The sequence below is a fragment of the Burkholderia sp. MSMB1826 genome (assembly GCF_001526325.1).
Taxonomy (GTDB): Bacteria; Pseudomonadota; Gammaproteobacteria; order Burkholderiales; family Burkholderiaceae; genus Burkholderia.
This window is the reverse complement of record NZ_LOYN01000004.1, coordinates 109064-122907: the sequence shown is the minus strand read 5'-3', so window position 1 is coordinate 122907 and position 13844 is coordinate 109064. Positions and strand designations below refer to the sequence as shown.

Annotated in this window: 13 protein-coding genes; 3 read left to right on the top strand and 10 right to left on the bottom strand. The window is 69.1% G+C overall.

Annotated features, from left to right (window positions below; genetic code table 11):
- Nucleotides 1-203 precede the first annotated feature (203 nt).
- Together WS95_RS01385 and WS95_RS01380 are read left to right on the top strand one after the other, a co-directional pair.
- Entirely contained in the window at nucleotides 204-2348 is a 2145-nt protein-coding gene (locus WS95_RS01385; RefSeq protein ID WP_059821894.1) for a penicillin-binding protein 1A, read from the top strand.
- Nucleotides 2349-2356: 8 nt separating this feature from the next.
- Nucleotides 2357-2968 (top strand): trimeric intracellular cation channel family protein, encoded by a 612-nt coding sequence (locus WS95_RS01380; RefSeq protein ID WP_034206008.1) that lies wholly within the window; start codon nucleotides 2357-2359, stop codon nucleotides 2966-2968.
- Between the two features lie 30 nt (nucleotides 2969-2998).
- Here the strand turns inward: WS95_RS01380 and WS95_RS01375 are convergent, their stop codons facing one another.
- The 10 genes from WS95_RS01375 to WS95_RS01330 all read right to left on the bottom strand — a co-directional run bounded on the left by WS95_RS01375 (nucleotide 2999) and on the right by WS95_RS01330 (nucleotide 12579).
- Entirely contained in the window at nucleotides 2999-3376 is a 378-nt protein-coding gene (locus WS95_RS01375; protein WP_082746829.1) for a VOC family protein, read from the bottom strand.
- 116 nt (nucleotides 3377-3492) lie between these two features.
- The gene (locus WS95_RS01370) at nucleotides 3493-4323 is read right to left on the bottom strand and encodes a heme ABC transporter ATP-binding protein (RefSeq protein WP_059821891.1); all 831 of its coding nucleotides are present in this window, start codon (nucleotides 4321-4323) and stop codon (nucleotides 3493-3495) included.
- Nucleotides 4324-4342: 19 nt separating this feature from the next.
- Nucleotides 4343-5431, bottom strand: coding sequence for a FecCD family ABC transporter permease (locus WS95_RS01365; protein WP_059821889.1), 1089 nt, complete (start codon nucleotides 5429-5431; stop codon nucleotides 4343-4345).
- Nucleotides 5432-5446: 15 nt separating this feature from the next.
- Entirely contained in the window at nucleotides 5447-6352 is a 906-nt protein-coding gene (locus WS95_RS01360; RefSeq protein WP_059821888.1) for a heme/hemin ABC transporter substrate-binding protein, read from the bottom strand.
- Nucleotides 6349-7440: a hemin-degrading factor gene (locus WS95_RS01355; RefSeq protein WP_059821886.1), complete on the bottom strand. Its 1092-nt coding sequence runs from the start codon at nucleotides 7438-7440 to the stop codon at nucleotides 6349-6351. Before WS95_RS01355 ends, WS95_RS01360 begins: the two co-directional genes overlap by 4 nt.
- A gap of 49 nt (nucleotides 7441-7489) precedes the next feature.
- A complete protein-coding gene (locus tag WS95_RS01350) occupies nucleotides 7490-9763 on the bottom strand; it encodes a TonB-dependent hemoglobin/transferrin/lactoferrin family receptor (RefSeq protein WP_059821884.1) in 2274 nt (757 codons plus the stop codon).
- A gap of 232 nt (nucleotides 9764-9995) precedes the next feature.
- A complete protein-coding gene (locus WS95_RS01345) occupies nucleotides 9996-10223 on the bottom strand; it encodes a hypothetical protein (protein ID WP_059821882.1) in 228 nt (75 codons plus the stop codon).
- 210 nt (nucleotides 10224-10433) lie between these two features.
- Nucleotides 10434-10817, bottom strand: coding sequence for a DUF6232 family protein (locus tag WS95_RS01340; RefSeq protein WP_059821880.1), 384 nt, complete (start codon nucleotides 10815-10817; stop codon nucleotides 10434-10436).
- 124 nt (nucleotides 10818-10941) lie between these two features.
- Nucleotides 10942-11202 (bottom strand): DUF2866 domain-containing protein, encoded by a 261-nt coding sequence (locus WS95_RS01335; RefSeq protein ID WP_011548992.1) that lies wholly within the window; start codon nucleotides 11200-11202, stop codon nucleotides 10942-10944.
- A gap of 219 nt (nucleotides 11203-11421) precedes the next feature.
- Nucleotides 11422-12579, bottom strand: a complete 1158-nt coding sequence (locus WS95_RS01330) for a porin (protein ID WP_059821878.1) — start codon at nucleotides 12577-12579, stop codon at nucleotides 11422-11424.
- A 306-nt stretch (nucleotides 12580-12885) separates the two neighbouring features.
- On the opposite strand from WS95_RS01330, the gene WS95_RS01325 reads away from it, so the two are divergent.
- On the top strand, nucleotides 12886-13692 hold the full coding sequence (locus WS95_RS01325) for a MetQ/NlpA family ABC transporter substrate-binding protein (protein WP_059821876.1): 807 nt from the start codon (nucleotides 12886-12888) through the stop codon (nucleotides 13690-13692).
- Nucleotides 13693-13844: the final 152 nt, after the last annotated feature.

The window sequence follows — 13844 nt, the reverse complement described above, 5'->3', positions numbered from 1 at the left end:
GCGGTCCGCCATGTCCGCGTGCCGCAGGCCCGCACGCGCGCCGCGAACCGACCCGCCGCCCTTTCCTAAATAAAATTTAGCCAGCCAAACTTTGGCTAAAGAATGTTCCGGTTTCACGTCATCCCTTCGACAATGCGCGCCTTTCGCGACCGATCAGCGCCGCTCGCGCGCCGGCCGTCGCGGCATTGAAGAAGGAGCCCGACATGACCGACCCCACCGCCAACCTGCCGCCGCCCGCGCCGCCCTCCGCACCGCCGCGCCGCCGCCGCGTATGGCGCACGCTCGCGGGCGCGTTGCTCGGCCTGACGCTTGCGTGCGCCGGCATCGGCGCCTGGACGATCGGCCGCATCTGGACGCAGTTGCCGTCCGTCGAACACCTGGCCGTCTATCGTCCCGCGCTGCCGTTGCGGATCTTCTCGCGCGACGGCGACCTGCTGGCCGAATACGGCGTCGAGCGGCGCGAGTTCGTGCCGCTCGAGCGCATCCCGCCGCTGATGCGGCATGCGCTGCTCGCGGCCGAGGACGCGAAGTTCTACGAACACGGCCCGGTCGATGTCGGCGGCCTCGCGCGGGCGACGTTCGCGAACGTCGTCACCGGGCAGCCGGGGCAGGGCGGCAGCACGATCACGATGCAGGTCGCGCGCAACTTCTACCTGACGCGCGACAAGGTGTTGAGCCGCAAGCTCGCCGAGATTCTGATGGCGGCCAAGCTCGAACGCGAATACAGCAAGGACAAGCTGCTCGAGCTGTACATGAACGAGATCTATCTGGGCGAGCGCGCGTACGGCTTCGCGGCGGCCGCGCACGTGTACTTCGGCAAGCCGCTCGACGCACTGAGCGCGGGCGAGGCGGCCGTGCTCGCCGGGTTGCCGAAGGCGCCGTCCGCGTTCAACCCCGTCGTCAACCCGGCGCGCGCGACCGCGCGGCGCAACTACGTGCTCGGCCGGATGCATGCGCTCGGCCAGCTCGACGATGCGGCGTATCGCGCGGCCGTCGACGCGCCGATCGTGCTGGCGACCACGCCGCCGCCGGGGATCGTCGCGGCGCCGTACGTCGCAGAGCGCGCGCGCCGTATGATGGTCGAGCGGTTTCACGACGACGCGTACACGCTGGGCCTCGACGTGACGACGACGATCTCGATGCGCGACCAGCGCGCGGCCGAAGCCGCGCTCCAGCGCACGCTGAGCCGGCAGCCGCGCGCGAAGCGCGACATGCGCAACGGGCTCGAAGGCGCGCTCGTGTCGCTCGATGCGGCCACCGGCGACATGCTCGCGCTGGTCGGCGGCGCGGATTTCGACCGCAACGTGTTCGACCATGCGCTGCAGGCGTATCGCCAGCCGGGGTCGAGCTTCAAGCCGTTCGTCTATTCGGCGGCGCTGGAGAAGGGCTACTTCCCCGGCGTGCTCGTCGACGATACGCAGCGCACGCTCACGCACGCGGAAACCGGCGCGCGGCCGTGGCGTCCGCGTAATTTCGGCAATCGCTACGAAGGCTTCATCCCGGTGCGGCGCGGGCTCGTGCGCTCGAAGAACCTGGTCGCGGTCAGCCTGATGCAGGCGGCCGACGCGCGCTACGTGCAGCAGCACGCGGTGCGTTTCGGCTTCGACGCGCAGCGCAATCCGGCGTCGCTGCCGCTCGCGCTCGGCGCGGGCGCCGTGACGCCGCTCGAACTCGCGAGCGCATACGGCGTGTTCGCGAACGGCGGGACGCGGATGGAGCCGCGCCTGATCCTGTCGGTGAAGCAGCGCCACGGCGGCGCGATGTACGAGGCGACCGTGCCGGCGGGTGAGCGGGTCGTATCGGCGCGCAATGCGTTCGTGATGGACAGCATGCTGCGCGACGTCGTGCGGGCCGGCACCGCGCGCGGCGCGCTCGCGCTGCGGCGTGACGACACGGCGGGCAAGACGGGCACGTCGAACGGGTCGAAGGACGTATGGTTCGCCGGCTACTCGTCGGGCATCGTCGCGGTCGCGTGGCTCGGCTACGACACGCCGCGCCCGATGGGGCGCGCGACCGGCGCGACGCTGGCGCTGCCGGTCTGGCTCGACTACATGAAGACGGCCGTCGACGGGCGCACGCCGGTCGCCGCGACGCCGCCGCAGGACGTCGCGCTCGTCGACGGCGATTTCGTCTACGCCGAATACACGCGCGGCACGTGCACGGCCGACGTGCCGGCGTATATCCGCAGCCGCTTTGCATGCGGCTGCGCGGCGGCCGTCGATGCGCCGGATGCGCCGGATGCGCCGGATGCGCCGGCCGACCACGGCAAGCGCGACGCACCGATGCCCGCCGCCGTCGATGCGGCCGAGCGTGAACGCGTGCTCGACCTGTTCCGGACCGACGACTGACGCGCGCCATGCATACGCTCTATCTGATTGCGATCGTCGCGGAAGCGATGTCGGGGGCGCTGATGGGCATGCGCCGCGGGATGGACCGCTTCGGGCTCGCGCTCGTCGGCGCGGTGACGGCGCTCGGCGGCGGCACCGTGCGCGACGTGCTGCTCGGCCACTATCCGCTCGGCTGGATCGCGCATCCCGAATACCTGGTGATCACGCTCGTCGCCGCGACCGTCGCGTCGTGGGCGGCGCGGCACGTCGCGCGGATGAAGACGCTGTTCGTCACCGTCGATGCGATCGGCCTCGCGGCGTTCACGATCATCGGCTGCGACATCGGCGCATCGACCGGCACGGCGCCGATCATCGTGGTGCTGGCCGGCGCGATCACCGGCGTGTGCGGCGGGATGCTGCGCGACCTGCTGTGCAACGAGATGCCGCTGATCCTGCGCGAGGAACTGTATGCGAGCGTCGCGTTCGTCACGGGCGCGCTGTATGTCGGGATGCAGCATGTCGGCATCGACGCGGGATGCGCGACGCTCGTCGCGCTGGCGGCCGGCTTCTCGATGCGGATGCTCGCCGTGCGGCTCGGCTGGAAGATGCGAAGCTTCGGCGCGGCGGACGTCGAGCATTGAGTACTCGTGCCCGAGCCTGCGCGCCGGCGTTCAGTCCGGCTGCATCACCTGGAAGACGTTTCCTTCCGGGTCGATGCCGTCGACCATCCGGTACGGGAAGCCGTCGTAGCGCTTCAGCGCGTGCACGGTCACGCCGTCGCGGGCGAGCCGGTCGCGATACGCGTCGATATCGGCGTCGATCGTGAATACGAGCTTCGCGTTACCGGCGGCCACGTTCGCGTTCGTGCTTGCCGATGCGGCCGCAGGGCGGAACGCCGGGCCGGCCCGATGCAGCGCGAGCTCGATCGCGCCCGCGTCGAGCACGGCCCATTCTCCGTCGATTTCCTCGATGACGGGCAGCGCGAAATGCCGTCGATAGAACGCCTTCAGCAACGCGACGTCGCGGACGTACAGGATGATGCGGGTCATCGGAAGCGGCACAGGGGCACCTCGAAGGGGAGATACGACGGATCTGGAAAGAACGCCGCAGCCAAAGGCGGCGTACGACATCGAGCGACGCAACGATCGCGCGACACACGCCCGCGCTACGCGGGCACCATCACCGGCGGCGTCCCGTCGCCGGTTTCCACCATCTTCACCGCGAAGCCATAGCACCGCGCGATATGGGCCGGCGTCATCACGTCGCGCGGTGCGCCATGCGCGACGATCGTGCCGTCGACGAGCATCGCGATCGCATCCGCATGTCGCGCGGCGAGGTTCGGATCGTGGACGATCGCGAGCACGCCGAGCTGCCATTCGCGCGCGACGGCGCGCACGGTATCGAGCAGGCGGTGCTGGTGCGGGAGATCGAGCGCGGCGGTCGGCTCGTCGAGCAGCAGGTAGCGCGGGCCGGGTTCCGTCGTGTCGTGGTCCGGCCACAGCTGCGCGAGGACGCGTGCGAATTGCACGCGCGCGAGTTCGCCGCCCGACAGCGTCGTGACGTCGCGGCCGACGAGCGCATCGGCGCCCGCGCGTTCGAGCGCGCGCCACGCGATGTCGCGATCGCGGTGTGCGATCACGTGCCGCGTACCGCCGCGCCGCGTATGCGGATAGCGGCCGAGCAGCACGATTTCGTCGACGCTGAACGGGAAGGCCGGCTGCGCGGCCTGCGGCAGCACCGCGCGCAGGCACGCGAGCCGCCGCGCGTCGATGCGCGCGAGCGATTCGCCGTTCAGCGTGACGTCGCCCGTCACGCGCACGCCGTTCGGCGCGGCGCTGCCGGTCAGCTCGCCGGCGAAGGCTTTCAGCAGCGTGCTCTTGCCCGCACCGTTGCGGCCGAGCAGCGCCGTCACGCGGCCGGGTTCGATCGACAGCGACAGGTCGCGCAGGATCGTGCCGTGCCGGCGGGCGACGTCGAGGTGGTGGGTGGTCAGCATGGTCGTCTCGAAGAAGGGATCACCCGCCGAGCGCGCCGCGGTTCTTCCACAGCAGCACGAGGAAGAACGGCGCGCCGAGCAGCGCGGTCAGCACGCCGAGCGGAATGTCGGCGGGCGCGGCGACGGTGCGCGCGGCGAGATCGGCCGCGAGCGTCAGCAACGCGCCGAGCAATGCGGCGCCGGGCAGCACGATGCGCTGGTCGGGGCCGCACGCGAGGCGCATGCAATGCGGCGCGACGAGCCCGATGAAGCCGATGATGCCCGCGCACGACACGAGCGCGCCGACCGCGAGCGCGACCGCGACGAGCACGCGCCGCTTCAGTTGCTGCACGGGCACGCCGAGATGCAGCGCTTCGGTTTCGCCGAGCTGCAGCGCGTTCAGCGCGTCGCGTTCGCGCACGAGCAGCATGCAGCCTATCGCGACGCACGGCGCGACGGCCGCCAGCGTCGACCATTGCGCGCCGCCGAGGCTGCCGAGGCTCCAGAAGGTCAGCGAACGCAGCTGTGCATCGTCGGCGACGAACGTGAGCAGCCCGATCGCCGCGCCGGCCAGCGCATTGATCGCGATGCCGGCGAGCAGCAGCAGCGGTAGCGCAAGCCGGCCGCGCGACGCGGCCAGCCGGTAGACGAGCGCCGCGACCGCGAGGCCGCCCGCGAACGCGGCGACCGGCAGCGCGGCCGCGCTCGCGTGGGCGGCGAAGAGCGCGGGGCCGAGCACGATCAGCACGGTCGCGCCGAGCGCGGCGCCGCTCGACACGCCGACGAGCCCCGGATCGGCGAGCGGATTGCGGAACAGCGCCTGCATCGCGGCGCCGGTCGCGCCGAAGCCGCCGCCGACCAGCAGCGCGAGCGCGACGCGCGGCGCACGGATGTCGAACAGCACGGCGCGCGCCTGTTGCGCGGCCGCGTCGCCGCTCAGCGCGGCCCAGGCTTGCGCCAGCGGAATGCGGTACGCGCCGACGCACAGCGCGACGACGGACATCGCGCCCACCAGAACGGCGAGCGCGGCCAGGACGAACGGCGCGAAGCGGCGTGACGTGCCGACGCGCGCGGCGCCGGTGCGCGAGGCGGACGATGACGCGTTGAAGGACGAAACGTGAGCGGGCATCGGGTCGATCCGGAATCAGGCGAGCGCATCCGACAGGCGTCGATGCAGGGTCGTGACGGCGAGCGGCAGGCGCGGGCCGAAGCCGAGCAGGAACAGCGCGTCGAGCGACACGACGCGCCGCGCGCGGCCGGCCGGCGTCGCGCCGAAGCCGGGTGTCGCGAGCAGCGCGGCGTGACCGCCGACGGCCGCCAGCCCTTCGTCGGAGATCAGCACGACGTCGGGTGCGGCCGCCGCGAGCGCCTCGGTCGTCAGCGGCTTGTAGTGATCGAAGCCCTGCATCGCGTTGCGCGCGCCCGCGTAGCGGATCATCGCGTCGGCGGCGGTGCGCTGGCCGGCGACGAGCGCCTGGGTGCCGGTATGGTTCAGCACGAACAGCACGCGTGGCGGCTGCGCGCCGCCGGGCACGCGCGCGGCGACCGCGTCGCGCGCGGCCTGCCAGTCGCGATCGAAACGCCGCAGCAGCGCGGCGCCGGCGTCGCGCACGTCGAGCGCTTGCGCGACGCCGGCGATCTTTGCGCGTACCGATTCGACGTCGTGGCGCTCGTCGAACGTCGTCACCGTGACGCCGGCGCCTTTCACTTGCGCGATCGCCGTCGGCGGGCCGGCTTCCGCCGATGCCAGCACGAGATCGGGCCGCAGCGACAGCAGCCCTTCGGCCGACAGCGCGCGCTGGTAGCCGACCTTCGGCAGGCGCTTCGCGGCGTCGGGATACGTGCAGGTCGTGTCGGCGCCGATGAGCCGGTAACGCGGCGTCTCGGCGCCGCCGAGCGCGAACGCGGTTTCCGCGAGCGCACCGCCGATCACGATCACGCGTTTCGGGGTGGCCGGCGCGGCCTGGGCGAGCACGCCGCCGGGCAGCGCGGCCGCGAGCGCGCCGGCCAGCAGCGACCGGCGGCCCGGATCGAACGGCCGCGCGCTCACCGCGCGGCTCCGCGGGCGGCCGCCGGCAGCGTCGCGACGAGCGCACGCCAGTCGTCGCGCTCGATCTTGCCGGGCTTGCGCTCGCCGAACAGCAGCGCGACGTGGTCGCCCTGTCGGTCGAACAGCTCGAGCGACGTGACGATGCCGTCGCTCGTCGGCTTCTTCACGACCCACGCGGCGGCGATCAGGTCTTCGCGCACATGCAGGTTGAACCCGGGATCGAGCACGTTGATCCACGCGCCGACCTCGCGCACGTTCGCGACGGGGCCCGTATGGATCTGGATCATTCCCGCGTTGCCGACGAACACCATGATCGGCTGGCCGCTCTTCGCCGCCTGTTCGAGCACGTGGCGCAACGCATGCGCGGTTTCGACCGGATACGCGTAGTGCGGATCGGCGAGACGCAACGCCTGCATGCGGCTCACGCCGAAGCGCTGCGTGATGCCGAAGAACTGATGCGTGTCGGTCATCGCGTCCCACGCGGCGCGAAAGCCTGCGACGTCGATCTCGGTGTCCGCGCGCTCGGGCGTTTTCGGCGCGGCGGGCGCGACCTCGAGGCCCGGCTCCTGCGACGGCGCGCGCCAGCGTTCGACGAACGCGTCGTATGCGGCATGATCGCTGTGCGCGCGCAGGTAGACCTTGTGGATCGCATAACCCTGCGCATCGAAGAACTGCAGGCTCTTCAGCGGGCCGTGCGCGGTTTCGTCGCGCACCGCGAACGCCGACACCCAGTGACGATAGAAGATGCGCAGGTCGATGTCGCCGAGCGCGAGGCCGACGGGGCCGTCGTGGCTCATCTGCGCGTACTCGCCGTCTTTTTCGTGGACGGCCGTGTCGTTGCGCGTGAGCGCCATCACGCGGCCAAGACGCGGCATTTCCTCGAACATCGTCGGAAAGCGCGCGTCGAGCCGCACGACGTGCTCGCCGACGAACGCGGCGAGCGCCTCGGCTTCGCTGACGCCGAGCGCCTGCGCGACGTCGCGGTTGCGCAGTTGGCGCTCGGTCTTGAGCTTGATGAACGCGTCGCGCAGCGCGGCGGCCGCGCGGGCCGGCGTGGCCGATTGACCGGGAAGGGCGGATGGCATCATGTCGGACTCCTTCAAGTAACGGTTGGGGTGGCAGCGCGGGCACCGCGCATCAGAAATCCACTTTCATGCTGACGGCGACCGTGCGGCCGGGCGACGAATACGCATCGAGCACCTGCGAATCGGCCGCGATGCCGCGCACGTCCGACCAGTTCCAGTACTTGCGGTCGAACAGGTTGCGGATGCCGATCGTCGCGCTCACGTGCTTGTTGAAGCGGTAGCCGCCGCGCAGGTCGACGACGAACGACGACGGCGGCGTGAAGCACGCCTTGTTCGAACAGTCGGACTTGTCGACGTCCTTGTCGCGTTTGGCGGCCTGGAACAGCAGGTCGGTCTGCACGAACCAGCGTTCGCCCGGCTCGTACCGCACGCCGAACACGGCCGAGAACGGGTTCACGGTGTTGAGCGGCTGGCTGGCCGCGCCGTCGTTCTGCGTCGAGCCTTTCGTGAACGCCATCGCCGTCTTCAGCGTGACGCCGTTCGGCATCACCCATTCGGCGCGGCCTTCGAGGCCGTGGATGCGCGCGTCGGCGAAGTTCACGTACTGGAACACGAACGGGTCGACCGGGCGGCCGCTGCCGGCGATCGTCGTGCGCGAGATGAAGTTGCGGTAGCGGCCGGTGAACGCGGCCGCGCTGTAGCGCACGACGCCGTAGCCGGTGCCGGCCTTTCCGCGCAGGCCGGCTTCGAACGTGTCGCTGGTTTCGGGCTTCAGGTTCGGATTGCCGATCGACGTGTAGCCGTACACCGGATTCGAGAAGCTGCTGTTCACCTGGTCGGGCGTCGGCGCGCGGAAGCCATGCGCGTACTGCACGTACGGAATGACCGCGGGCGTGATCTCGTAGAGCACGGCGACGCGCGGCGACAGTTCGTTCGCGCTCGTCGACACGGCCTTGCCGGTGAACAGCGGATCGTTTTCGGTCGGGCTCAGCCGGTACGTGTCGAAGCGCAGGCCCGGCGTGACGAGCAGGCGGCCGTAGCCGATCTGGTCCTGCACGAACGCGCCGAACAGCGTGTAGTCGGTGTCGGGGAACGCCTTGTTCGGGAACGCTTCGCCGACGCCCGGCACCGTGCCGTCGCGCATGTTCGTCACGCGCGACAGGCTGCCGTCCACGCCGTACAGCAGCTTGTGCGCGAGCGGGCCGGTCGCGAAGCCGCTTTCGGCGAACGCGGCGCCGCCGAACGTGCGTTCCTTGTACTGGTTGTCGCGCGAGCGCGATTTCAGCGGCGCGCCGCGCGTCTCGAACGCGTACTGGTCCTGCTTCGCGTCCTGGTAGTAGAACTGCACGTGCGCGGTCTGGAACCAGCGAAATGCGTCGTCGCGGAAGTCGTAGTCGACGCTGAAGCGGTTGCGCTCGAGCCGGTCGCGAGTCGTGAGGCCGCGCGTCGCCGGCGCATTGATCGCGGAGAGCACATCCGTGCTCACGCGCCGCTGCACCGTTTCGGCGGTGAGCTTGATCGTGTCGCGCGCGGTCGGCGTCAGCACGAGCTTGCCGAGCAACGATTCCGAATAGACGTCCTGCGGGTTCGACGTCGTGCGCAGCGTGCTCGCCGAGTTGTTGCCGCCGCGCGTGTCGACCTCGTGGCCGCGCCGGCCGTCGGCGATGATCATCCCCTGGATGCGATCGTTGCCGCCCGCGGCCGACACGGTCGCGCCGACGCTGCGGTCGGCCGAGTCGTAGCTCGGCCGGAACGAGAAGTAATGGGGTTTGCCGTAGATCGACAGCAGGTCGCGCGGATCCTTCGTGATGAAGTTCACCGCGCCGGTCAGGCCGTCGCTGCCGTAGAGCGCCGACGCCGGCCCGCGCAGGATCTCGATGCGCTTGAGCGTGTCGAGATCGGCGTAGTCGCCGCGCCCGGCTTCGAGCGGCCCGAACGAGAACGCGTTCGGCAGGCGAATACCGTCTTCCATCAGCAGCACGCGATTGCCCTCGAGGCCGCGGATGTTGATGCTCGAATCGCCGTCGCGGCCGCCGCCGAGCGCGGCGCTGCCGGGCCGGTACGCGGTGCGGCGCACCGTGATGCCGGGCTCGTAGCGCAGCGCGTCCTTGATGTTGGTGGCCTGCTGCGCTTCGAGATCCTCGTCGGTGATCACCGACACGGACGCCGCCGTGCGGCTCGCCGCGGTGGCGGTGCGGGTGGCCGTGACGGTGACGGGGTCGAGCAGCGCCGCATCGCCGCGCGTGGACGCGGCGGCGGTCAGGACGGCGGCAGGCGGGGTGGCGCCTTGCGGCGACGAATCGGCGTGAGCCGTGGCGGCGGACAGGCCGAACGCGCCGAACAGCGCGGCACAGATCGGCCGCCGCGCCAGCGTATAGCAATGCACAGGTGGTCTCCCATTGACGATAACAAGCCCGAAGGCTGGCTGGGTGACGCGTTCACCTGGCTGGCCCGTTTGCGCGCGGCATGCGGCAAACGGCGATTTGAAAGGCAACTGACAATTTTGTCAGTGTAAATGAGAATTATTATCGATACAAGGACGCGAAGCGACCTGCGCGAGTGAGCGCTCGCATGCGCGGCGCGCGCGAGCCGGGACGGAAATTCGAGGGAAAAGGGCCTTAAGCGAGCGCTTCGATGCGAATCAACAGGTTGCGCGTATGCGCGATGAACGCATCGTGTGTCGCGCGATCGCCGTGGCTTTCGATACCGGCCTGTTCGGCGAACGCGATCTGTTCGGTGTAGAGATCGACGAGCGCACGGCGTTCGTCAAGGGGAAGCGCGCGGATCATCGACACGATCAGCAGTTCCTGTGCGCGAAGCATGCCGGACAGCGATTGGGCGTTCATGCTGGCCTCCTCGGACGATGCGGCGGCGGGCCGCTCTTTCCATACTAGGCGGTCGGCAGTCGCCGCGCACGCGCGGAACGCGAGATGACGACGCGGGAAGCCGATTCGACGAAGCTGCGTCGGCCCGCAGCAACGAGGCGCCGCGCGAGCCGATACGCGCCGCGCGCATCCGCGGATCGCGAACCGAAGCGCGCCGCGACGCGAATGGAATCAGCTGGCCGCCGTCGCGGCCTGTGCATCGCGCACGACCTGCGCGACGCGTTCGACGAACTCGGCGTCGACGCTCGACAGCGCTTCGCGCTTGCCGTCGGGCATCTCGACCAGCAGGCGATACGTGATGTCCTGCGTGGCCCAGGCGAGATAGCCGACGACGACGAGCATCACGCCGACCACCAGCGCGGCGCTCGACGCGCCGATGCCACCGGCGACGGCGATGGCCGCGCCGATCAGCGAGATCAGCGACGGCACGAGCCGGTTCTTCGGAATCTTGACGACGTCGACGTGGCGAATGTCACGCAGTGCGAATACCTGCCCCGCGGCCGACAGGCCGTTGCGCGTGACCATGACGCCGCGCTCGTTGAATGCGTTTTCCATCGTGTGTTGCGTGGACGAAAACGCGCAGCGTAGCAGGTTTCGTTGCCGCGTCAAACGAGACCGACTGCCGCACGATGCGTGCGGCGCGGCCGAAAGCCGGAAGGCGGGTGGCGTGCAGACGCGTTCAGAACTGCAGCCGGCCGTCGCCGTAAAGCCGGCCGGGCACGTGCGACGCGACGACCTCGGCGATTTCTTCGTCGGTCGATTCGGCCGGCACGATCTGACGCCGCGCGGGCGCGTCGAGATGCATCGTCCACTCGACGAGGCGATACGGACGGCCCCAGGGGCGCTGCATTTCCACCGACACGCGGCAACTCTGGACCGGCAGCGAGTGTTGGCACGTCAGAATCGCGTGCAGATGGCTGAAAACGGTATCTTCGATCATCGTGGCCTCCGATCCTGTCTTGTGGGCAGTTGATGGCGGTGCCGTAGGGGTGTCTCAAAAAAAAAGCCGCCGATGCTCAGGCGGCCAACAGGGGGGGTGAGAGCATCCTCTCAGCCCAGAATTAAGCGAAACTTAAAAGCCCATAAAAAAGCGCCCCGCGTGGAGCGGGGCGCTGCTTGCCGTCGTGATCCGCGTGACGCGGACAGTCGAGCGGATGCTTTAGAACTTGTGACGGATACCGATACGTGCGGCGATCTGGTTCTTCGAACCCGTGCCCGACGTGTTGAAGTAGCTCGTGCTCGAGCCGATCTGCGCTTGCACGCCCTTGCCCGAAGCCTGCTGGTACACGACCAGGCCGTACACGTCCGTACGCTTGCTGAGTGCGTAGTCGGCGATACCGTTGACCTGGTTCCAGTGCCACGAGTTGCCGTTCTGCGTGGCGTTCGTGTACGTGTAGCCGAGGCCGCCCGACAGTGCCGGCGTGAACGCGTACTTCGCGCCTGCTTCATATGCGTTGTAGAACGTGCCGCCCGCGCCCGACACGGTCGAGAACTGCGTACGCGTCCACAGCAGCCATGCCGTCGCCGGGCCCCAGACGTAGCGGCCACCCACGCCGTACGTGCGCAGGTCGCGGACGTTGCCGGTGCTCAGGTTCGCGATCGTCGTCGAGAAGGCCGGCGTCGACTGGCTCGGGAAGCGGATGTCCGTGTAGGCGGCGCCGAGCGAGAACGGGCCGTTCGCGTAGTTCAGGCCGAAGCTGTATGCGCGCGACGAGCCTGCCGTCGTCGTCGTGCCCGTCGTCGTTGCCGGTGCGCCTGCGAAGTCGGTCGAGTTCGAGAAGCCGTACAACGCGCCGAACGTGAAGCCCGAGTAGTTCGCGCTCTGGAACTTCACGGCGTTGTTGATGCGGCTCGACGTGAGCTGGTCGATGTCGTTCACGTGGTACGCGTAGTTACCCGCGACCGTGTTGCCGCCCGTCGAGTAGTTCGAGCCGAGGATGTCGGTCGAGAACGAGTACTGGCGGCCGAACGTGACCGTGCCGTATTGCGACTGGCTCAGGCCGACGTAAGCCTGGCGACCGAAGATCGCGCCACCCTGGCCGATCGTGCCGTTGCCGCTGTTGAAGCCGTTTTCGAGCACGAAGATCGCCTTCAGGCCGCCACCGAGGTCTTCGGTGCCGCGCAGGCCCCAACGGCTACCTTGAGCCACGCCGTCGTCGTACTTGAACAGCTTGCCCGTGCCGCCGTTGGCGGTCTTGCTGTGGTTCACGTAGCTGATACCGGCATCGATGACGCCGTACAGGGTCACGCTGCTTTGTGCGTGTGCCGTGCCGGCCGTTGCTGCCAGGGCGGCGATGGTCAACAGTTTCTTGTTCAAAGGATTCTCCGAGCGAATGAATGGCGTGTCCAGTTGCGGTTCCGGCGCACTCTATGGGCGCTTTCACGGACCGGCGCAACTTTATCGGCGGGCCACGTAATGAATATGACAGCGACTGTCATATGAAGAATGTGTGGTGCCGATGCGACACTGGATTTTGCCCGGTTGTACAGCGCGGAGTTATACCGATTCCGCCTGAGATTCGATGAGGATCCGGAATATGCACATGAAATAAGCTTGGTTGGTGCCGTTCCGGCCCCGTGCCACGATGCGCGCTTCGACAACGACACGGGACAAGAGGACACCATGCGACGTTCGATCCTGACCGGCCTCGGCGCACTCGCCGCCGCGCTGGCATTCGCCGCCCCCGGCGCGCACGCCGACCCGCAAACGCTGAAAGTCGGCACGATGAGCGGCCCCGACGCGCAGATCTGGACCGAAGTGACGAAGGTCGCCGCGCGCGAAGGGCTCGCGATCAAGGTCATCGAATTCAACGACTACGTGCAGCCGAACGCGGCGCTCGATTCCGGCGATCTCGATGCGAACGGCTTCCAGCACCAGCCGTTCCTCGACAGCCAGATCAAGCAGCGCGGCTACAAGATCGTCAACGTCGGGCTCACGTATACCGCGCCGATGGGCTTCTATTCGAAGAAGCTCAAGTCGCTGAAGGATTTGCCGGTCGGCGCGAAGGTCGGGATCCAGAACGACCCGTCGAACGGCAACCGCGCGCTCTTGCTGCTGCAGAAGTACGGGGTGATCAAGCTGAAGACCGGCGCCGGCACGAACGGCGTGAACGCGACGCCGCTCGACGTCGCCGAGAACCCGAAGAAGATCAGGATCGTCGAGCTCGACGCCGCGCAACTGCCGCGCGCGCTGCCCGACGTCGATGCCGCGTCGATCAACACCGACTACGCGGTCAAGGCCGGGCTCACGCCGGTGAAGGATGCGATCGCGATCGAGGATCTGCGCGGGCCGTACGCGAACCTGATCGCGGTGCGCGCGCAGGACAAGGACAAGCCGTGGGTGAAGAAGCTCGTCGCGGCCTACGAGTCGGACGACGTGCGCAAGTTCATCGACCAGAAGTTCGGCGGCGCGATCGTGCCGGCGTTCTGAACGGCGTTCGCGCGCGGCCGCCAGCGGGCGATCGCCGGCCGCCGACGCGTGCTCCGGAAAGCGAATCGCCCGCGCAAGCGGGCGATTGCGTTGGTGCATGCGATTGCATGCACAGTGCGGGATGGCCTGGCGCGCGGGTCGCGCGCCCGGGC